Origin of the sequence: Actinacidiphila acidipaludis (genome assembly GCF_019890725.1) — a bacterium.
In the GTDB taxonomy this organism is placed as follows: Bacteria; Actinomycetota; Actinomycetes; order Streptomycetales; family Streptomycetaceae; genus Actinacidiphila; species Actinacidiphila acidipaludis.
In genome coordinates this window covers 1-19,965 of sequence record NZ_JAINZZ010000056.1, presented here as the reverse complement: position 1 = coordinate 19,965, position 19,965 = coordinate 1, and the positions used below count along the sequence as shown (strand labels likewise).

At 73.5% G+C, this 19,965-nt stretch carries 14 protein-coding genes and 1 pseudogene; 9 read left to right on the top strand and 6 right to left on the bottom strand.

Going from position 1 to position 19,965, the window contains the following annotated elements; all coding sequences use genetic code 11:
• Position 1: 1 nt before the first annotated feature.
• The 3 genes from K7862_RS29855 to K7862_RS29845 form a co-directional block, all read right to left on the bottom strand.
• Positions 2 to 697 carry an MOSC domain-containing protein gene (locus K7862_RS29855; protein WP_222967928.1) on the bottom strand — a complete coding sequence of 232 codons (696 nt, stop codon included), beginning with the start codon at positions 695 to 697 and terminating at the stop codon, positions 2 to 4.
• 2 nt (positions 698 to 699) lie between these two features.
• Positions 700 to 1,491 carry a GNAT family N-acetyltransferase gene (locus K7862_RS29850; RefSeq protein WP_222967887.1) on the bottom strand — a complete coding sequence of 264 codons (792 nt, stop codon included), beginning with the start codon at positions 1,489 to 1,491 and terminating at the stop codon, positions 700 to 702.
• 106 nt (positions 1,492 to 1,597) lie between these two features.
• The gene (locus K7862_RS29845; RefSeq protein WP_222967886.1) at positions 1,598 to 2,761 is read right to left on the bottom strand and encodes an aminotransferase class V-fold PLP-dependent enzyme; all 1,164 of its coding nucleotides are present in this window, start codon (positions 2,759 to 2,761) and stop codon (positions 1,598 to 1,600) included.
• A 93-nt stretch (positions 2,762 to 2,854) separates the two neighbouring features.
• On the opposite strand from K7862_RS29845, the gene K7862_RS29840 reads away from it, so the two are divergent.
• Positions 2,855 to 3,784, top strand: a complete 930-nt coding sequence (locus K7862_RS29840; protein ID WP_222967884.1) for a LysR family transcriptional regulator — start codon at positions 2,855 to 2,857, stop codon at positions 3,782 to 3,784.
• Between the two features lie 400 nt (positions 3,785 to 4,184).
• On the opposite strand, the pseudogene K7862_RS29835 reads toward K7862_RS29840, so the two are convergent.
• Positions 4,185 to 4,466: pseudogene (locus K7862_RS29835) on the bottom strand (WhiB family transcriptional regulator); the annotation flags it as partial.
• A gap of 498 nt (positions 4,467 to 4,964) precedes the next feature.
• On the opposite strand from K7862_RS29835, the gene K7862_RS29830 reads away from it, so the two are divergent.
• From K7862_RS29830 to K7862_RS29815, 4 genes are all read left to right on the top strand, one after another.
• A complete protein-coding gene (locus K7862_RS29830) occupies positions 4,965 to 5,576 on the top strand; it encodes a response regulator transcription factor (protein ID WP_003948568.1) in 612 nt (203 codons plus the stop codon).
• A gap of 254 nt (positions 5,577 to 5,830) precedes the next feature.
• Entirely contained in the window at positions 5,831 to 6,448 is a 618-nt protein-coding gene (locus K7862_RS29825) for a sigma-70 family RNA polymerase sigma factor (RefSeq protein ID WP_262414038.1), read from the top strand.
• 202 nt (positions 6,449 to 6,650) lie between these two features.
• Positions 6,651 to 8,150 (top strand): IMP dehydrogenase, encoded by a 1,500-nt coding sequence (guaB, locus tag K7862_RS29820; protein WP_222967882.1) that lies wholly within the window; start codon positions 6,651 to 6,653, stop codon positions 8,148 to 8,150.
• Between the two features lie 407 nt (positions 8,151 to 8,557).
• The gene (locus K7862_RS29815; protein ID WP_222967880.1) at positions 8,558 to 9,679 is read left to right on the top strand and encodes a GuaB3 family IMP dehydrogenase-related protein; all 1,122 of its coding nucleotides are present in this window, start codon (positions 8,558 to 8,560) and stop codon (positions 9,677 to 9,679) included.
• A 91-nt stretch (positions 9,680 to 9,770) separates the two neighbouring features.
• On the opposite strand, the gene K7862_RS29810 is transcribed toward K7862_RS29815, so the two are convergent.
• Both K7862_RS29810 and K7862_RS29805 read right to left on the bottom strand, forming a co-directional pair.
• Positions 9,771 to 10,349 (bottom strand): hypothetical protein, encoded by a 579-nt coding sequence (locus K7862_RS29810; RefSeq protein WP_222967878.1) that lies wholly within the window; start codon positions 10,347 to 10,349, stop codon positions 9,771 to 9,773.
• A gap of 183 nt (positions 10,350 to 10,532) precedes the next feature.
• Complete coding sequence (locus K7862_RS29805) at positions 10,533 to 11,822, bottom strand: nucleotide sugar dehydrogenase (RefSeq protein WP_222967876.1); 1,290 nt, start codon at positions 11,820 to 11,822, stop codon at positions 10,533 to 10,535.
• 437 nt (positions 11,823 to 12,259) lie between these two features.
• Between K7862_RS29805 and K7862_RS29800 the strand changes: the two genes are divergently transcribed.
• The 4 genes from K7862_RS29800 to K7862_RS29785 form a co-directional block, all read left to right on the top strand.
• Positions 12,260 to 13,966, top strand: a complete 1,707-nt coding sequence (locus tag K7862_RS29800) for a glycerol-3-phosphate dehydrogenase/oxidase (RefSeq protein WP_222967874.1) — start codon at positions 12,260 to 12,262, stop codon at positions 13,964 to 13,966.
• 62 nt (positions 13,967 to 14,028) lie between these two features.
• Positions 14,029 to 15,822: a serine/threonine-protein kinase gene (locus K7862_RS29795; RefSeq protein WP_222967872.1), complete on the top strand. Its 1,794-nt coding sequence runs from the start codon at positions 14,029 to 14,031 to the stop codon at positions 15,820 to 15,822.
• Positions 15,823 to 16,021: 199 nt separating this feature from the next.
• Positions 16,022 to 17,938 carry a serine/threonine-protein kinase gene (locus tag K7862_RS29790; RefSeq protein ID WP_222967870.1) on the top strand — a complete coding sequence of 639 codons (1,917 nt, stop codon included), beginning with the start codon at positions 16,022 to 16,024 and terminating at the stop codon, positions 17,936 to 17,938.
• A 110-nt stretch (positions 17,939 to 18,048) separates the two neighbouring features.
• Positions 18,049 to 19,965 (top strand): serine/threonine kinase C-terminal domain-containing protein (locus K7862_RS29785; protein ID WP_222967868.1); only part of this gene is annotated, 1,917 nt, incomplete at its 3' end.

Genomic DNA, 19,965 nt, shown 5'->3' with positions numbered 1-19,965 from the left:
CCTAGGACGGGCCGCCCGGGCCTTCGGCCGCCGTTGGTGTTCCGGTGCGGGCCAGCCGCTGCCGGACGGCCTCCCGGTCCTCGGCGGGCAGGGCCGGCAAGTCGGCCAGCAGCGGCAGCAGTTCGGGCTCGGTGGTGAGGGCGCGGAAGCACTCCGCGACGGTCACCCGCCGGTCCTGCGGCCGGTGCTCGACGACGAGATCGTCCCCGGCGGCGAGCTCCCCGGGCTCGACGACCCGCAGGTACGGGCCGGGCCGCGCGGCCCGCGTGAACGTGCGCATCCACCCCTTCTCGTCCAGCCACCCGGCGAACGTCGCGCACGGGATGCGCGGGGCCGAGACCTCCAGCAGCACCGTGCCGATCCGCCAGCGCTCGCCGATCAGCACCGCGTTGAGGTCCAGGCCGCAGGTGGTGAGGTTCTCGCCGAAGGAGCCGGGCGCGAAGGTACGGCCCAACTCGCCCTCCCAGTGGTCGAGATCCTCACGCGCGTAGGCGTACACCGCCTGGTCGTCGCCGCCGTGGTGCTTGACGTCGTAGGCACGGTCACCGGCCAGGCCGACGGCCCCGGTGCCCTTCGGGCCGGGCGCGGTCACGGCGACGCGGCCGCTCACCGGCTGCTTGTCGATGCCGGTGGCCGGCAGGCGCTTCCACGGATTCGGCCGCGGGCGGCCTATGTTGACGCTGAGCACGTACGGCACGGTCACCCCTGGATGAGATACGGCGTGGTGGTGCTGAGCGCCGCGAAGCCGAGGCGCTGCAGGATGGGACGGCTGTCGTCGGTCGCGTCGACCTGGAGGTAGCGGATGCCGCGGGCCGCGGCGAGCGCGGCCCGGTGGGCGACCAGCGCGCGGTAGATGCCGCGGCCGCGCCACTCCTCGACGGTACCGCCGCCCCACAGGCCGGCGAAGTCCGTGCCCGGTGTGATCTCCATGCGGGCCGCGCACACCGGCTCGTCGCCGGCCATCGCCACGGTCATGGTCAGGGACCCGTCGGCCGTCTGCGCGAGCTGGTCGAGGAGGCGGTCGCGCAGGCGGGCGGCGCTCGCGCCGAACGCCCGCTCGTGCACGGCGGCGACGAGGTCGACGCCGGCGGCGTCGGTCACCGGCTCCAGACGGACGCCGTCCGGCAGGCGGACCTCGGTCGGGAGGGCGGCGACCTCCGCGATCATCAGGGTCTCCGTGGGGTCGGGCACGAAACCCGCGCGGCGCAGGCGGTCACCGAGGTCGGCCGGGCGGTCGTGCGAGTACAGCTTCCACTCGAACTCGCGGCCGCGGCCCTCGGGGCCGGCCAGCCAGGCGGTCTGGGCGGCGATCGCCTCGTCGGCGGTGCCGTCGTCGAGGCCGGACCAGAGCACGCCGGCCCAGGTGTGGGCGGTGCCGCCCACCTGCCGGACGAGCCGTTCCGTCCGCTCCATCCGCGCGCCCAGGTCGTCCGACACCGCCTCTCGCCGCATCTGCCGGTCGAACTCCGCGAGTACCTCGTCCCGATCCATCCGCGCATTCCAGCACGCCCCGCCTCCCCCTCTCCACCGGATTACCGCGGCCCCGGGCCGGGGCCGCGGCCGCGGTAGGGCGCGGGCAGGCGGGCGTGGGGCCGGGTCACGCCAGGGCGTCCAGGGCGAGGGCGAGGTCGGCGGGGGCGGTGTAGAGGTGCGGGGCGAGGCGGAGATTGCCCGCGCGGGAGGAGAACCGGACGCCGGCCGCGGCCAGGCGGGCCTCGGCGGCGGGCGGGACACCGGGGACCGCGACGATCGCCGAGTCGCCGGGCACCGGCGCGTAGCCGAGCCCGGCCAGCCCCTCGCGCAGGCTCGCCGCCGCCGCGACGTCGTGGGCGTGGATGGCGGGCACGCCGATCTCCTCGATCAGGGAGAGGGAGGCGGCGGCCCCGACGAAGGACAGGTACGCGGGGCGGGCGTCGAATCGCCGGGCCCCGGGCGCGAGCCGCGGGACCGGCCCGTAGCAGGACGCCCACGGGTCGTCCCCCGCGTACCATCCGGCGAACCCCGGGGACAGCGTCGCCTCCGCCCCCTCGGCCACCGTCAGGAAACAGGCCCCGTGCGGACCGAGCAGCCACTTGTAGCCGTGGCAGACGACGTAGTCGTAGCGGGAGGCGTCCAGCGGGAGCCATCCCGCCGACTGGGTGGCGTCCAGCAGGACCCGGGCGCCGTGTGCGGCCGCCGCCTGCCGGATCGCGGGCAGATCCCCGACCCGCCCGTCCGCCGACTGCACCGTGCTGACCGCGACCAGCGCGGTCGACGGCCGCACGGCGGCGGCGACCTCCCCGAGCGGCACGATGCGCGGGCGCACGCCGGGCGCCCCGGCGAAGGGCTGCACGAGTGAGCTGAAGTCGCCCTCGGCGAGCACCACTTCGGCGCCTTCAGGGAGTTGCGCGGCGATCAGCCCGACCGCTCCGGCGACCGTGCTCGCCAGTGCCACCCGCTCCACCGCCACGCCGGTGATCCGCGCGTACGCGGCCCGCGCCGCCACCACGGCCGCCTCGTACCGGTCGGTGTACGACCGCCCGGACTCCCACGCGTCCAGCGCCTCCCGCATCGCCGTGACCGCGCGGCGCGGCGGCACTCCGAGGGTGGCGGTGTTCAGATAGCCGGGTTCGAGCCCGGGGAACTCAGCCGCGGCCACCGCGGCGGGTGACGGGCCGGCCGCGGCCACCGCGGCGGGTGACGGGCCGGCCGCGGGAACGGGAGAGGGCGGAACGGCCCCGGGCGGGGAGGGGACCGACGGGACCGGCGTGTGCGCATCCATGGCGTCCATGCCTCCTCAGCCTGACCGCACCCCACCTCAAAGTCCATCACCGATAACTGTCCGATACCCCTAAGCTCCGCTTATGGTTGAGGCATGATCGAGGCCCGTCATCTCCGCGTGCTGCGCGCCGTCGCCCGCACCGGCTCCTTCTCCGCCGCCGCCCGCGACCTCGGCTGCACCCAGCCCGCGGTCAGCCAGCAGATGAAGGCCCTGGAACAGAGCGCGGGCACCCCGCTGCTGGTCCGCGGCGCCCGCGAGATGCGGCTGACCCAGGCCGGCGAGGCGCTGGTACGGCACGCGGCCGGCATCCTGGCCGGCCTCACCGCCGCCGAGGAGGAGGTCGCCGCGATCGCCGGGCTGAGGGCCGGGCGGGTGCGCCTCGGCTCGTTCCCGTCCGGCAGCTCCACGCTCGTGCCCAGCGCCGTCGCGGACATGCGCGCCCACCACCCGGGCACGAAGATCTCCCTGGTGGAGGCCGAGCCGCCGCGCTCGGTCGACCTGCTGCGGGCCGGTGACGTCGACATCACGCTCGCGTTCCGGTACGTGGACCTGCCGACGCCCGCCGAGGAGTCGTGGGCCGACCTGGTGGTGCGCCCGCTGCTCACCGACCGGCTGGTCGGCCTGGTGCCGGCGGGCCACCGGCTGGCCGGCCGCACCGAACCCGTGGCCATCGGCGAACTCGCCGAGGAGGAGTGGATCGCCGGCTGCCCGCGCTGCCGGCGGCATCTGGTCGAGGTGTGCGAGCGGGCCGGTTTCAGCCCGCGGATCGATTTCGCGACGGACGACTACCCGGCCGTCGTGGGCCTCGTCGCCGCCGGGCTCGGGGTGGCGGTGCTGCCGCAGCTCGCGCTGGAGTCGGTGCGCCCCAAGGGGGTCGCCGTGGTGGAGATGCGGCCCGCGGTGGAGCGGGAGATCGTGGCCCTCACGCTGCCGGACCTGGCCCATGTGCCGGCCGTGGACATCATGCTCGGCCGCCTCGCCCGCGCGGCCCTGCGCCAGAGCGCCCAGCCGGCCCCCGCCTGACGGCCCGCGCCGTCCTGTGCCGCTCCGACGTCACTGCCCCTCCCGTCGCCCCCGCCCCCCTCCCCGTTGCTCCCCCTGCTCCCGGTCGCTCCCGCCCCTCCTGCCGTGACCGTCGCCCTGATCCCGCCCCGACGGCGTTCCCCCGGCCCCGTTGCCCCACCTGGGTGATGTCATGGCGGCGAACGGGGGGATCGTCAGAAGAATCGATTCTTCAGGGCGACAGCGAACTCGCGTGCCCCTGGTACTCGTCGTGGTACTCGTGGTACTCGTGTTCCTGGTGGTACTCGGCCCGGTGCTCGTACGCGTGCTCACGCCGGCGGTGGCGGTGCTCCCGGTCGTGCTGCAGCTCGCGGTCGCCGTCCAGGTCGTGGTCGAGGTGCTCGTCGTCACGGTCGGCGGACCGGTTGCGCGAGCGGCCCATCATCGCCTCGCGCTCGTCCTCGGTGAGTCCGCCCCACACCCCGTACGGCTCGCGGACGGCCAGGGCGTGCGTCGCACACTCGGCGCGTACCGGGCAGCGCATGCACACCTCCTTGGCGGCGGCCTCACGTGCGCTGCGAGCGGCCCCCCGCTCGCCCTCGGGGTGGAAGAACAGCGAGCTGTCGACACCGCGGCAGGCGGCAACGAGCTGCCAGTCCCAGAGATCCGCGTTCGGTCCGGGAAGGCGGGAGAAGTCGGCCATTGCTCATCCCCTCAGAGTGTGCGGGAAGGTCATGGAGCTCGATCTTCCGATCGCCTCCGACCGTACATCTACTGTCGTAGTAGATGTAAATATGACTCATCGCCAATCTAGCGACGATTACCCCGCACATCAGAAAAGAGCCGCCAAACAGTGCAAACCCCGACATCGAGCACGTAACGGCTGATCGGCAGCATCGGGGTGGGCTGCGGAGGGGCGCGCGAGCCGGTTCCGGGCGCCGGGAAAGCGCTGTCTCACCCGTTCCGACCTGCGGCGTGGGCGATCCGTATGTGCATGATCACGTAGAGTGCCGAAAGCTACGACCAAACTTCGTAACTCTTTCGGGTGAGGGTCGTTGAGTCTGGCGGAAGCGGTTGGCGCGGCACATGAATCGGGCATCTGCCCGAGGCCGTCCACCGCCTCGGTGAAGACACGGTGAAGATTCGTACTTCGTACAGCCTGGAGGCACAACGTGACGCGGTTCAGCTGCGGGGGGCGGCCATGACATCCGTCCTCGTCTGCGACGACTCCCCGCTCGCCCGAGAGGCCCTGCGCCGCGCGGTTGCCACCGTGCCCGGCGTCGAGCGTGTAACCACCGCCGCCAACGGCGAGGAAGTCCTCCGCCGCTGGGGCGCCGACCGGTCGGACCTGATCCTGATGGATGTCCGCATGCCCGGTCTCGGCGGCGTCGAGACGGTACGGCGGCTGCTGTCCGCCGACCCCGGCGCCCGCATCATCATGCTGACCGTCGCCGAGGACCTCGACGGTGTGGCGCTCGCCGTCGCCGCCGGCGCCCGCGGCTACCTGCACAAGGACGCCTCGCGCGCCGAACTGCGGGCCACGGTCACGCAGGCGCTGGCGGACCCCACCTGGCGGCTCGCCCCGCGCCGGCTGCGGTCGGCGGAGATGGGCGCGGCCCCCACCCTCACCGCCCGGGAGATCCAGGTGCTGGAGGGGATGAGCCACGGACGCTCCAACGCGGAGATCGGCCGCGAGCTGTTCCTCTCCGAGGACACGGTGAAAACCCACGCCAGGCGGCTGTTCAAGAAGCTCGGCGCCTCGGACCGGGCCCACGCGGTGGCACTCGGCTTCCGCTGGGGCCTGGTGCGCTGAGCCGGGCCGAACGCACCCCGGCCCACGGTGGCATCGCCCACGAGTCCTCGGTTTCCCGGGGGAGGACGCATGCTTGATGTATGGACTTCCTCGGGGATCGGCGGGGGCCGCACATGGTGGAGATGACAGCGGCCGTGACAGTGCGGGCGTCGGGCACGGACGAAAGCGCCCGCGACGACACGGCTCATAACGCTTCGGTGCAGAAGTACGGCCGCGATGCGGCGGAACGTCCCGGGGCGAGGCACCATGGGTGGATGCGCGACGACGACACTCCGGCCATCGGTGCCCTCGTCCGTCGCGCCGTCGACGGCGACCAGCGGGCCACGCACGACCTCCTCGCGCACGTCCACCCGCTCGCCGAGCGCTACTGCCGCACCAAGCTGTCCCGGCTGCCCGGTGACGCCCGGCACTTCGTGGACGACCTGGCGCAGGAAGTGTGCCTGGCGGTGCTGTGCGCGCTGCCGCGGTACCGCGACCTCGGGCGGCCGTTCGAGGCGTTCGTCGTCTCCATCGCCGCCCACAAGGTCGCCGACCTGCAGCGGGCCGCCATGCGCGGACCGGGCAGCACCGCGGTGCCGTCCGACGAGATGCCCGAGAAGCCGGACGACTCGCTGGGTCCCGAGGAGCGGGCGCTGCTCAACAGCGACGCCGCCTGGGCCAAGAAGCTGCTCGACCGGCTGCCGGACCACCTGCGCGAGCTGGTGCTGCTGCGGGTCGCGGTCGGGCTCAGCGCCGAGGAGACCGGACAGGTGCTCGGGATGTCACCCGGAGCGGTACGGGTCGCGCAGCACCGCGCGCTCAGCCGGCTGCGGGCGATCGCCGAGGAGACGGCGGAAGCGCGGGCCACGGACGCCCCGGGGCTCAGCGCGTAACGTGCGAACGGCGCGCAGTGCTGCCGGGACGTACGGGATGGCTGCCGGGATGCACGGGATGTACGTGATGTACCGCCTGTACGCCGTGTACCACCCGCAAGCCGTGTACGGGGTGTAAGTGGCGTACCCGGCGGTCAAGGGAATACCGGCGTAGCCACTACCATTGAACATCTCGCCGGGCAAGACCATTCGGGAAGGTGTCATGTCGCTGAACGCCGACGGAGTAGCCGAGAAGTTCGCCACGCTCGGACTGACCTACGACGATGTGCTGCTCCTGCCGGGGGCGTCCGAGGTTCTGCCCAACGAGGTCGACACATCCTCGCTCATCTCCCGCAACGTCAGGGTGAACATCCCCCTGCTCTCGGCGGCGATGGACAAGGTCACCGAGGCGCGGATGGCCATCGCGATGGCCCGCCAGGGCGGCGTGGGCGTCCTCCACCGGAACCTGTCCATCGAGGACCAGGTCAGTCAGGTGGACCTGGTCAAGCGGTCCGAGTCCGGCATGGTCACCGACCCGATCACGGTCCGCCCCGACGCCACCCTCGCCGAGGCCGACGCCCTGTGCGCCCGGTTCCGCATCAGCGGTGTGCCCGTCACCGACGAGTCCGGGCGGCTGCTCGGCATCGTCACCAACCGCGACATGGCCTTCGAGACCGACCGCACCCGCGAGGTCCGCGAGGTCATGACCCCGATGCCGCTGGTCACCGGCAAGGTCGGGATCTCCGGCGTCGACGCGATGGCGCTGCTGCGCCGCCACAAGATCGAGAAGCTTCCGCTGGTCGACGAGGACGGCCGGCTGCGCGGCCTGATCACCGTCAAGGACTTCGTGAAGGCCGAGCAGTACCCGCACGCCGCCAAGGACGCCGACGGCCGGCTGCTGGTGGGCGCGGCCGTCGGTGCGAGCCCCGAGGCGCTGGACCGCGCCCAGGCGCTGGTCGGCGCCGGCGTCGACTTCCTGGTCGTCGACACCTCCCACGGCCACAACAGCAACGCGCTGAACTGGATGGCGAAGATCAAGTCGAACGTCCCGGTGGACGTCGTCGGCGGGAACATCGCCACCCGGGACGGCGCGAAGGCGCTGATCGACGCGGGCGTGGACGGCGTGAAGGTCGGCGTCGGCCCCGGCTCCATCTGCACCACCCGCGTCGTCGCGGGCATCGGCGTCCCGCAGGTCACCGCGATCTACGAGGCCGCGATGGCCTGCCAGGACGCCGGGGTGCCGGTGATCGGCGACGGCGGCCTGCAGTACAGCGGCGACATCGGCAAGGCGCTGGCCGCGGGCGCGAACAGCGTCATGCTCGGCAGCCTGCTGGCCGGCTGCGAGGAGTCGCCGGGCGAGCTGCTCTTCATCAACGGCAAGCAGTTCAAGTCCTACCGCGGCATGGGGTCGCTCGGCGCGATGCAGTCGCGCGGGCAGGGCCGGTCCTACTCCAAGGACCGCTACTTCCAGGCCGAGGTCGCCTCCGACGACAAGCTCGTGCCCGAGGGCGTCGAGGGCCAGGTGCCCTACCGGGGCCCGCTGTCCGCGGTGCTGCACCAGCTCGTCGGCGGCCTGCGCCAGACGATGGGGTACGTCGGGGCGGTGACCGTTCCGGAGATGCAGACCAAGGGGCGGTTCGTGCGGATCACCGCGGCCGGGCTGAAGGAGTCGCACCCGCACGACATCCAGATGACGGTCGAGGCGCCCAACTATCACGGCTGAGGCTTCGCCTCGGAACAGCCCGTAAGAGCCGGGCCCTCTCCCCCCGGCCACGGGTCCCCCACCCGTCCCACGGTTCGCCTCCCCGGGCTGGGGTTCCATTTCTCTGGGGAGAGGGCAACCCGTAGGGGCGCGGGGAACTGCGCGACCAGCCACGACGGCGCCGCACTCCGTCTGCCGCCCCGAAGGGGCTGTTCGGTCCGCTCCGGACCACCGGCCGGTGGCCGGTTGCTCGCGTTGGGGGCACCTTCCGGGCGAAGCCTGGGGGACCCCGCGCCCCTGATGGTTGCCCTTCGTCCGCACAGGGCGAATCGGGGCACACCGCAGGTGGACGGAGGCCGGACAGAGCGAACCGTCGCCACGGGGGTGCGGGATACTGAGGGCGGAGCCGGAAAAGAGAGGCACAGGACGTGACTGAGATCGAGATCGGGCGGGGCAAGCGAGGCCGCAGGGCCTACGCCTTCGACGACATCGCCGTGGTGCCGAGCAGGCGGACCCGGGACCCCAAGGAGGTCTCGATCGCCTGGCAGATCGACGCCTACCGCTTCGAGCTGCCGTTCCTGGCCGCCCCCATGGATTCCGTCGTCTCCCCGGAGACGGCCATCCGCATCGGCAAGCTCGGCGGCCTGGGCGTGCTGAACCTCGAGGGCCTGTGGACCCGCTACGACGACCCCGAGTCGCTGCTCGCCGAGATCGCCGAGCTGGACGACCACCGCGCCACGGCCCGGCTGCAGGAGATCTACAGCCAGCCGATCCGCGAGGAGCTCATCGGCCAGCGGATCAAGGAGGTGCGCGAGGCCGGTGTGGTGACCGCCGCCGCGCTCTCCCCGCAGCGCACCGCGCAGTTCTCGAAGGCCGTGGTCGACGCGGGCGTGGACCTCTTCGTGATCCGCGGCACCACCGTTTCGGCCGAGCACGTCTCGGGCTCGCACGAGCCGCTGAACCTCAAGCAGTTCATCTACGAGCTGGACGTCCCGGTGATCGTCGGCGGCTGCGCCACGTACACCGCGGCCCTGCACCTGATGCGGACCGGCGCGGCCGGCGTCCTCGTCGGCTTCGGCGGCGGCGCGGCGCACACCACCCGCAACGTCCTCGGCATCCAGGTCCCGATGGCCACCGCGGTGGCCGACGTCGCCGCGGCCCGCCGCGACTACATGGACGAGTCCGGTGGCCGCTACGTGCACGTCATCGCCGACGGCGGCTTCGGCTCCAGCGGTGACCTGCCCAAGGCGATCGCCTGCGGCGCGGACGCGGTGATGATGGGCTCGCCGCTGGCCCGGGCGACCGACGCCCCCGGCCGCGGCTTCCACTGGGGCATGGAGGCGGTCAACACCGAGCTGCCGCGCGGCAAGCGCATGAACCTGGGCACCGCGGGCACCACCGAGGAGATCCTGCTCGGCCCCTCCCACGCCCCCGACGGTTCGATGAACTTCTTCGGCGCGCTGCGCCGCTCGATGGCCACCACCGGCTACTCGGACCTCAAGGAGTTCCAGCGCGTCGAGGTCACCGTCTCGCCGACCCACCACCGCTGAGCCGCCCGGTCCGACCGGAGCGCGTCACGCACGAGGGCCCGTACCGCCACCGCGGTACGGGCCCTTTAGTTCGGTGACCGGTCGTGGCCGGTCAGCGCGCGACACGCTTGGTGAAGACGAAGCCCTCGAGGCCGGCGATGCCGAAGAACAGGAAGTCCTTGGCGCCCAGGGACTCCTTCCAGGCGTGCTGCAGGAAGCTGAAGTGCTGGGTGAAGACGTCGACGACGCCGACGTCGTTGGCACTCGCCGCGATCAGCGCGAGGCCGAAGAGCTGGCCGAGGTAGACGCCGAGCAGCGCGAGCGGGATCCCCACGAAGGGCAGCACCGGGTTGCGGCCGCCGACCTTGCCGAGCGCCAGCCCGACCAGGGCGCCCACGGCCAGGGCCGCCCAGCCGATCTCGTGTTTGGTGCCCTTGATGAGCAGGCCGTACAGGAGCGCCGAGACGACGACCGCGCCGAGCCCGGCGAGGATGCCGAGGCCGGCGTTGTCGCGCTGGGCCATCGGCGCCATCGGGGCCGGCGGCGGGTAGGCGGCGCCGTTGAAGCCGGGCTGCTGCGGCGGGGCGCCCCAGGCACCCTGCGGCGGGGCGCCGTACGGCGCCTGCGGCGGCGGGCCGTACGGGTTCTGGCCGGGCGCGGGCTGCTGCGGCGGCGGGTAGTTGGCGCTCATGGAAGGTTCCCCCGGGGACATGTGACGGAATCGCACGCGATCGCGGTGTACGACGAATGACGCCGAAATCTAGCAGTGCGGAACGACATCCGGACAAGACGATTCATCCGGTCGTTACACGACCACTACACCGCGTACCGGAAGCCGGCCGCCCCCCCGTCGAGCCCCCGTCCAGCCCCCTCGTCAGAGCCGGGCGGCGGCGCCTGCCGGGGTCGCGCCCCGGGTGTCGAGCAGCAGCTGCGCCTTGACCGCCAGCCCCTGCAAGTCGTAGGTGCGGTGGTGCTGCAGAAGAAGCGTCAGGTCCGCGTCCGCCGCGGCCTCCCACAGGGAGTCGGCGCGCGGCACCGGCCGGTCCAGGACCCGCCACTGCGGCACATAGGGGTCGTGGTAGCCGAGCTGGGCGCCGAGTTCGATGAGCCGGGCGCCGATCTCCCGGGCGGGGGCGCCCTCCTGGTCCGCGAGGTCGGCCTTGTAGGTGACGCCGAGCAGCAGCACCCGGGCGCCGCGCAGCGACTTGCCGTGCTCGTTGAGCAGGGCGGCGGCCCGCTGCACCACGTAGCGGGGCATCCGGCCGTTGACCTCCTGGGCCAGCTCGACCATCCGCAGCGGGTGGCCGGGCAGCCGGGAGCGGCCGTCGACCGCTGCGGTGGCGAACAGCGGCGCCGCGCCCGGGTCCAGGGCCGGCGCGTGCCCGCCGACGCCGGGGCCGGGTCGGAACGCCTGGAAGCCGAACGGCTTGGTCTCGGCGCACCGGATGACGTCCCAGACGTCGATGCCGAGGCTGTGGCAGAACACCGCCATCTCGTTGGCGAAGGCGATGTTGACGTGCCGGTAGTCGGTCTCCAGCAGCTTGACCGCCTCGGCCTCGCGCGGCCCGCGGGCCCGTACCACCCGCTCGGTGAACCGGCCGTAGAACGCGGCCGCCGCCTCCGTGCAGGCCGGGGTGCAGCCGCCCACCACCTTCGGCGTGTTGGCCAGATGGAAGGCCCGGTTGCCCGGGTCGAGGCGGCTGGGGGAGTACGCGAGGTGGAAGTCGCGCCCGGCCCGCAGCCCGTGCGCCTCCAGCAGCGGCCGCAGGAACTGCTCGGTGGTGCCGGGGTAGACCGCGGACTCCAGGACGACGGTGGTGTGCGGGCGCAGATGGGCGGCCAGCGCGCGGGCGGCGGCGGCCACCGCGGTCAGGTCGGGGCTGCCGCCGTCGACGGCCTCGCCGAGCGGGGTGGGGGCGCAGATCACCGCGGTCCGCACCCGGCCGAGGACGGTGGGGTCGCAGCTCGCCCGGAAGCCGCAGGCGAGCATCCGGCGCAGGTCGGCGGCGGCCAGGGCGCCCGGGGGGACGCGACCGGCGTTGATGTCGGCCACCGCCACGGGGTCGGGGTCCCAGCCGATGACGCCGACGCCCGCGGCGGTGGCCGCCTGGGCGAGGGGGAGTCCGGTGTGGCCGAGTCCGAGCACTGCGAGGTCTGCGGGCATGGCGTCGGTCCTCCACGAGTGGCCCCAGAAAGAGCGTTAAAACAGGCTAACCAGACAAATCACTGATATGACCAAGCGGCGCGCCGTGCGAGCTCGCGCGTCAGCCCTCGGTTTTGTCGCTCGGTCTTCCTTCTCACTCACTCCGCGGGCGGCCTGCCCTGCTTGTCCGCCACGTGCGGGAAGCCCGGGGGCCGCCCACTGCGCGAGCTCGCGCGTCAGCCCTCGGTTTTGTCGCTCGGTCTTCCTTCTCACTCGCTCCGCGGGCGGCCTGCCCTGGTTGTCCGCCACGTGCGGGAAGCCCGGGGGCCGCCCACTTCGCGAGCTCGCGCGTCAGCCCTCGGCTGGTGGGTAGCCGTCATCCCCGTCACTATCGAGAGAGCATCAGGAAACTCAGGGAAAGCGGCCCGCTGGCGGGCGGCGCAGTCACGGAGGCACGGATGCGAACGACAACTCTCGGCCCGACCAACCGGTCCGAAGCACTGGCCCGGATGGCGGAGCGGGAACTGGACATCCTCGTGGTGGGCGGCGGCGTCGTCGGCGCCGGCACCGCGCTGGACGCGGCCACCCGCGGCCTGTCGACCGGCCTGGTCGAGGCCCGCGACTGGGCGTCCGGAACGTCCAGCAGGTCGAGCAAGCTCATCCATGGCGGCCTGCGCTATCTCGAGATGCTCGACTTCGCCCTGGTCCGCGAGGCCCTCAAGGAACGCGGCCTGCTGCTGGAGAAGCTGGCCCCGCACCTCGTGCGGCCGGTGCCCTTCCTGTACCCGCTGGAGCACCGCGGCTGGGAGCGGCTGTACGCCGGATCCGGCGTGGCCCTGTACGACGCGATGTCCGTCTCCTCGGGCCACGGCCGCGGCCTGCCCCTGCACCGCCACCTGACCCGCAAGCACGCGCTGCGCGTCGCGCCCTGTCTGCGCAAGGACGCCCTGGTGGGAGCGCTGCAGTACTACGACGCCCAGATGGACGACGCACGTTTCGTCGTCTCCCTGGCGCGTACCGCGGCCGGCTACGGCGCCCACGTCGCCAACGGCGCGAAGGTGGTGGCCTTCCTGCGCGAGGGCGAACGCGTGGTCGGCGCCCGGGTCCAGGACGTGGAGGCGGGTGGCGAGTACGAGGTCAGGGCCCGCCAGATCGTCAACGCGACCGGTGTGTGGACCGACGACACGCAGGCCCTCATCGGCGAGCGCGGCCAGTTCCACGTCCGTGCCTCCAAGGGCGTCCACCTCGTGGTGCCCAAGGACCGGATCCACTCCACCACCGGCCTGATCCTGCGCACCGAGAAGAGCGTGCTGTTCGTCATCCCCTGGGGACGGCACTGGATCGTCGGCACCACCGACACCGACTGGGACCTCGACAAGGCCCATCCGGCCGCCTCCAGCGCGGACATCGACTACGTGCTCGAACACGTCAACTCGGTGCTGTCCACACCGCTCACCCGGGACGACGTCCAGGGCGTGTACGCCGGGCTGCGGCCGCTGCTGGCCGGCGAGTCCGACGCCACGAGCAAGCTGTCCCGCGAGCACACCGTCGCCCACCCGGTGCCGGGCCTGGTCGTGGTGGCCGGCGGCAAGTACACGACGTACCGGGTGATGGCCAAGGACGCCGTCGACGAGGCGGTGCACGGCCTGAACCAGCGTGTCGCGCCCTGCTGCACCGAGGAGGTGCCGCTGGTCGGCGCCGACGGCTACCAGGCGCTGTGGAACGCCCGCGCCCGCACGGCCGCCCGCACCGGGGTGCACGTGGCCCGCGTGGAGCACCTGCTGAACCGGTACGGCTCGCTCGCCGAGGAGGTCCTCGACCTCATCGCGGACGACCCGTCGCTGGGCGCGCCGCTGCCCGCCGCCGACGACTACCTGCGGGCCGAGATCGTGTACGCGGCCAAGGCCGAGGGCGCCCGCCACCTGGAGGACGCGCTGACCCGCAGGACCCGGATCTCCATCGAGACCTTCGACCGCGGCACCCTCAGCTCGCGCGACGCCGCGGAGTTGATGGCACCGGTCCTGGGCTGGGACCAGGCGCAGATCGACCGCGAGGTGGAGTACTACGACAAGCGCGTCGAGGCCGAGCGCGAATCCCAACTCCAGCCCGACGACCAGACCGCGGATGCCGCCCGGCTGGGCGCTCCCGATATCGTTCCTCTCTAGGCGGATTGCCTGGGCGCGGCGGTACGGACGCGCGATCGGGGGAGCCGGCGGAGGGGCGCGAGATGGTCGGGCAGGTCGACGAGGGACGGTTGGTGGCGGGCCGCTACCGGCTGCTGGAGCGGATAGGCCGCGGCGGGATGGGCACGGTCTGGCGTGCCGAGGACGAGTTGCTCGGCCGTCAGGTCGCGGTGAAGAAGCTGCACCCGCCGCAGCCGCACATGGAGGACGACGAACTCGCCACCCTCTTCGAGCGCACCCGCCGCGAGGCCCGGGCCGCGGCCCGGATCAGCCACCCGAACGTCATCGTCGTGCACGACGTGGTCGACGACGCGGGCCTGCCGTCCATCGTCATGGAGTACGTCCCGTCCATGACCCTCGGTGAACTCCTCAAGGAGCGCGGGGCGCTGCCCGTCGACGAGGTCGCCCGCATCGGCCGCGGCATGATCGCCGCGCTGCGGGCCGCGCACGCCGCCGGGGTGCTGCACCGCGACGTCAAGCCCGGCAACGTGCTGCTGGGCGAGGCCGCCGGGGACGGGCAGGACCAGGACGGCGCCGGCCGCGGCCGGGTCGTCCTCACCGACTTCGGCATCGCCCAGGCGTCGGGCACCTCCACGCTGACCCGCACCGGCGAACTCATCGGCTCCATCGACTTCCTGTCGCCGGAACGGATCCGCGGCGCCATGCCCGGCCCGGAGGCCGACCTGTGGGCGCTGGGCGCCACGCTCTACCAGGCGGTGGAGGGCAGTTCGCCGTTCCGCCGGCCCACCGCCATCGAGACCGCGTACGCGATCGCCGAGGAGCCGGTGGCGCCGGCCCGCAACGCGGGGGCGCTCACGCAGGTGATCGCCGGACTGCTGGCCAAGGAGCCCGAGCAGCGGCTGTCGGCGGAGCAGGCCGAGCGGATGCTGCGGAGCCTGGCCGCCGACGAGGACACCGCGCTGGTCGGCCGGTACACCAAGGGCTCCGCCGGCCAGGAGGCCCCGACCGCGGTCGTCCCCCATCCGCGGGGCCCGGTGGCCCCGTCCCCGTACGGCCCGGCCGGTCACCCCGCCTACGGCACGGGCCCGCAATCTCCGTACGGCACAGGCCGGCAGCAGCCCCACGGCACGGCGGTGCAGCCCCCGTACGGCGCCGGGGGCCCGCCGCCCTACGACACCGGCAGCGGCCGGCAGCCGCACCCGCCGCGGCGCAGGCGCCGGGTGACGCCGTGGCTCGCGGCCGCGGCGGTCGTGGTGGTGCTGGCGGCGGGCGCGGCCTTCGCGGTCCGGCAGTACGTCGGCACGTCCGGGGACCCGCAGGCCGGACCCACCACCGGGCCCGTCACCACCGGCGGCCCGGCGGCCACCCCGACCACGACGGCGCCGGCGACCCCGACGACACCGCTCACCACGCCGCCGCCTCCCGTCCCCGACGGCTACCACCTGGTCAGCATGCCCAGCCGCGGCTACTCCGTGCCCGTGCCCGAGGGCTGGCACCGCCAGGTCGCGGAGGGCGGCGACCAGATGGACTACATCGACCCGACGGGCAAGGTCGACCTCAAGATCAGCGCCCTGGAGTACGGGAGCACCAGCCCGCTGGAGCACTGGAAGAACCTGGAACCGCAGACCCGCCACCAGGTCGGGCCCACGTACCACCGCGAACGCCTGGACCCGACCGAGCAGTTCGGGGAGCCGGCGGCCATCTGGGAGTTCACCTTCCAGGGGACGTCGCGCAAGTTCCACGCGATCGACCTCGGTTTCGGCAAGCCGGGCGGCACCGAGTACGCGGTGTACCTGTCGGCGCCGGACGCCGTCTGGGAGCAGTACCGGCCGGTTTTCGACAACGCCGTGGCCGGTTTCCGGCTCTCCGCCGGATAGGACGCGATCGCCGGGTAGGAGATGTTCGCCGGGTAGGCCGGGTTCGCATCGCCGTCCCCGCTTCGGGGATGATGGGGACTCACACCTGCCGCCCACCGACCCCCCGCCGACCACTCCGACTCATCGCCGCGACCGCCACAGCACCGCCACACGATCATCACCATCGCCTGAACAGATGCCGGCACAGCAGAGGGAAGCCATGACCGAGGTCGAACGTACCGACGGACGCCTACTCGCCGGCCGGTACCGACTCGGCGCCATGCTGGGCAAGGGCGGCATGGGCACCGTGTGGCGCGCGGTGGACGAGACGCTCGGCCGCACGGTCGCCGTGAAGGAACTGCGCTTCCCCGGCAACGTCGACGAGGACGAGAAGCGCCGGCTGGTGACCCGCACCCTGCGCGAGGCCAAGGCCACCGCGCGGATCCGCAACACCGGCGCCATCACGGTCTTCGACGTCGTCAAGGAGGACGACCGGCCGTGGATCGTCATGGAACTGGTCGAGGGCCGCTCGCTGTCCGACGTGATCCGCGAGGACGGCCCGCTCACCCCGCGCCGCGCCGCCGAGGTCGGCCTGGTGCTGCTGGACGTGCTCAAGGCCGCGCACGCCGAGGGCATCCTGCACCGTGACGTCAAGCCGTCCAACGTGCTGATCGCCGACGGGCGTTCGGACGGCCCGGGCGGCGGCGGCCGTGTCGTGCTCAGCGACTTCGGCATCGCGCAGATCGACGGCGACCCGTCGGTGACCTCCACCGGCATGCTCGTCGGCGCGCCCTCGTACATCTCGCCCGAGCGCGCCCGCGGCCAGAAGCCCGGGCCGCCGGCCGACCTGTGGTCGCTGGGCGCCCTGCTCTACGCCGCCGTGGAGGGCCGCCCGCCCTACGACAAGGGCTCGGCGATCGCCACGCTCACCGCCGTGATGACCGAGCCGGTCGGCCCGATGACCAACGCCGGCCCGCTCGCCGATGTCATCCGGGGCCTGCTGGTCAAGGACCCGGCGCAGCGCCTCGACGAGCCCGGCGCCCGCGCCCTGCTCGTCTCCGTCGCCAGCACCCCGGACCGTCCCGCGACCCCGCCCCCGGCCTCCGCGAACGCGCGCACCGCCGTGCTGGCCGTCGAGCCCCCCGCGGAGCCCGCGGACACCCCGCCGCCGTCCGACGGCCGCACCTCCGTGCTGTCCTCCGACACGCCTCCCGCCCCGCTGACCCCGCCCGCGGACCAGACGAAGGTCCGCGACGCGCTGCGGTCGGTGCGCAAGGCCGCGGCCAAGCCGAGACCGGCGCCCGAGCCGGGCACGCCCGAGGTCGCCCGCCCGCCCGCGCCCTCCTCGATCACCGACGTCGTACCGCGCCGCACCCTCGTCATCGCCGCCGTGGTGCTGGCGATCGCCGTGCTCGGCACGGTCATAGGCGTCGTCGTGGCCAACTCCGGCGGCAGCGGCGGCGGCTCCGGGGACACCAAGAACGGCTCCACCGGCGGCACCACCACGTCGTCGTCCACCTCGCCCAGCGCCACTCACGGCAACGGCAAGAACGGGAAGGGCGACAAGAAGGGCAAGGACGACGGGCAGGGGGGCTCGGCGGACTCCGGCAGCCCCAAGGCGTCGTCCCAGCCGTCCACCGGAGGGGCCTCGACGCCGGCGCGTTCGGGTCCGGGGGCGGTGCCGGCGGGGTGGCACAAGGTCACCGATGCGAAGTACCACTTCTCCATCGCCCTGCCGCCCGGCTGGAGTCGGACCGGTACCACGCAAGGCGGCGGCGGTGCCATCTTCAGCGCGAGCGGCGGATATCCGCGGGTGCAGGTCGACTTCACGTCCTCGCCCCACAAGGACGCCGCCGCGGACTGGCGGAGCGCCGAGCCCGGCGTGGCGGCCTCGACTCCCGGCTACAAGCTGCTCTTCATCAAGCCGGTCAGCTACCGCGACTACCCCACCGCCGCCGACTGGGAGTTCACGCGCACCGGTGGCGGGGAGAAGATCCACGTCAGGAACCGCGGATTCGTCACGGACAGCACCCACGGGTACGCGATCATGGTCTCGCAACCGCAGACCGACTGGGGCAGCGGCGCCGCCACGGCGATCCGTGAGGGCTTCTTCTCGTCGTTCGAGCCGACGGACTGACCGGCGGCGCCCTTAGCACGTATCGTGAGGAGGCGTGGACCGTCCGCATCCGGAAGTGTCCGGAACGGATCGGTTCAGGCGGGAGAACGACCGGGCCGAAGGGGGGCACCGTGGACGAATACGCAGGGCGGGTGCTCGCCGACCGCTACCGGCTGCCCAGGCCGCCGGCCGACGAGTTCGAACTGGTCGAGACCCGCGCCTTCGACACGTACAGCGGGCAGGAGGTCCTGGTCCACCAGGTGCTGCTGCCGGAGGTCGTGAGCGCCGAACTGCCGGACGGCGCGGGGAGTTCCGACGACCCCGACGGGCCCGGGGACAGCGCGCGGCGCGCCCTGGAGGCCGCGCGGGCCGCCGCGGCGGTGCCGGACCACCCGCGCCTGGTGCAGGTCTTCGACATCTTCGTCGAGGGCGGCAGCCTGTGGATCGCCAGCGAGTTGGTGCCGGGACGCCCGCTGGCCGCGTTACTCGCCGAGCGCCCGCTGGACGCCTTCCGTGCGGCCGAGGTGGCCGCCGACGTGCTCACCGCGCTGCGCGCCCTGCACGCCAACGGCTGGGTCCACCGCAACGTCACCGCCTCCACCGTGCTGGTCTGCGACGACGGCCGGGCGATGCTCGCCGGGCTCGCGGCCGGCGCCGCGCAGGAGGCGGTGTGCGGGTACGACCCGGTGCCCGAGGAGGTGCTGGCCGGCGTCGAGGGCGGTGCCGAACACGCCTGGCACGGACCGCAGTCGGCGCTTGAGGTGGAGCGGGCCCGGCAGAACCGGATCACCGTCGTCGGCGCCGTCACCGAACGGTGGGCACCCGAGCAGGCCCACGAGGTGCACGAGAACTGGCGGCTCTCGCCGCCGGTGGGTCCGGCCGCCGACCTGTGGGCGCTCGGCTCGCTGCTGTTCCGCAGCGTCCAGGGGCACCCGCCGTACCCCGAGGAATCCGCCGCGGAACTGGTGCAGTTGGTGTGCGCCGAGCCGCCCGCGTTCGCGGAGGACTGCGGCCCGCTGCGGCCGGTCGTCGAGTCGCTGCTCCGTCCGGACCCCGAGGAGCGGCCCGAGGCCGAGGAGCTGGGCGGCTGGCTGCGGTCGCTCGTCCGGTCCGCGCCCGAGCCCGAACTCGGCGTGGACACCGTGCAGGTGCCGACCGACCCGACGCGGCTGCCGGTCAAACGGCGCCGCGGCGAACTCGTCCGGCGGCGGCGGAAGGCCGCGGCGGCGGCCGAGGGCGGTGTGCAGCACCGCCGGCACGCCCGCGGCAAGCAGGCCAGGACGGCCAGGATCCCGAAGCAGGCCAAGCCGGGCAGGCAGCCGCACGCGTCCGTGGCGGTGGCCCCGGCCAAGGCGCGCATTCCGCGGCAGTCCACGGCCGAGCGCGCCTCGATGCGGCAGGAGCAGCTCTACCACCGCGAGCAGGTCGTCTCGCGCCGGCCCGCGCGCGGCGAGGACGCGCCGCGGCGCCTGGGAGCGCGGCTGCTGATCGCGGTGCTGGTGGTGCTGGTCGCCGTGGTGCTGTACGCGCTGCTGGCCATGCCGCACCGCGACACCTCCAACGGCGGTGCGCACGGGACGCGTTCGGTGCCGGCCGCGATGTCCGGCGGGGCCGGGGACGGCGGCGCGAAGCCGACGACGCACGCGCCGACGCATTCCGCCGCGCCCACGAACGCGGCCACCACACCGCCCGCCCAGCACACGGCCGGGGCGCCGCCGGACCTCGGCACGGACTTCGCGATGCGCCAGGACCCGGCGGGCTTCACGGTCGCCGTGCACACCGGCTGGGCGCGGGCGGGGGAGAACGGGCGGCACCAGCTCCGCTACAGCGGGAGCGACCTGCAGATGCTGGTGGTCCCCGGGCGGGACCGGGCGTCCGGCGACAACGAGGACCCGCTGGCCTACCAGCTGGTCGAGCCGGAGCTGGCCGACTTCCGGTCCTCTGCGTGGTCCTCGGCGTCCAACCTCCAGAGCCTGAGCCTGCGCGGGCACAGCGCGGCCGAGGGGGAGTACACGTGGCGTGACGCGAACGACCGGACGGTGTACGCG

Excerpts from the sequence above, each read along its gene's own strand:
- K7862_RS29850 (WP_222967887.1), bottom strand. The coding sequence starts at position 1,491 with ATGGATCGGGACGAGGTACTCGCGGAGTTCGACCGGCAGATGCGGCGA.
- K7862_RS29845 (WP_222967886.1), bottom strand. The coding sequence starts at position 2,761 with ATGGATGCGCACACGCCGGTCCCGTCGGTCCCCTCCCCGCCCGGGGCC.
- K7862_RS29840 (WP_222967884.1), top strand. The coding sequence starts at position 2,855 with ATGATCGAGGCCCGTCATCTCCGCGTGCTGCGCGCCGTCGCCCGCACC.
- K7862_RS29830 (WP_003948568.1), top strand. The coding sequence starts at position 4,965 with ATGACATCCGTCCTCGTCTGCGACGACTCCCCGCTCGCCCGAGAGGCC.
- K7862_RS29825 (WP_262414038.1), top strand. The coding sequence starts at position 5,831 with ATGCGCGACGACGACACTCCGGCCATCGGTGCCCTCGTCCGTCGCGCC.
- guaB (WP_222967882.1), top strand. The coding sequence starts at position 6,651 with ATGTCGCTGAACGCCGACGGAGTAGCCGAGAAGTTCGCCACGCTCGGA.
- K7862_RS29810 (WP_222967878.1), bottom strand. The coding sequence starts at position 10,349 with ATGAGCGCCAACTACCCGCCGCCGCAGCAGCCCGCGCCCGGCCAGAAC.
- K7862_RS29805 (WP_222967876.1), bottom strand. The coding sequence starts at position 11,822 with ATGCCCGCAGACCTCGCAGTGCTCGGACTCGGCCACACCGGACTCCCC.
- K7862_RS29800 (WP_222967874.1), top strand. The coding sequence starts at position 12,260 with ATGCGAACGACAACTCTCGGCCCGACCAACCGGTCCGAAGCACTGGCC.
- K7862_RS29795 (WP_222967872.1), top strand. The coding sequence starts at position 14,029 with ATGGTCGGGCAGGTCGACGAGGGACGGTTGGTGGCGGGCCGCTACCGG.
- K7862_RS29790 (WP_222967870.1), top strand. The coding sequence starts at position 16,022 with ATGACCGAGGTCGAACGTACCGACGGACGCCTACTCGCCGGCCGGTAC.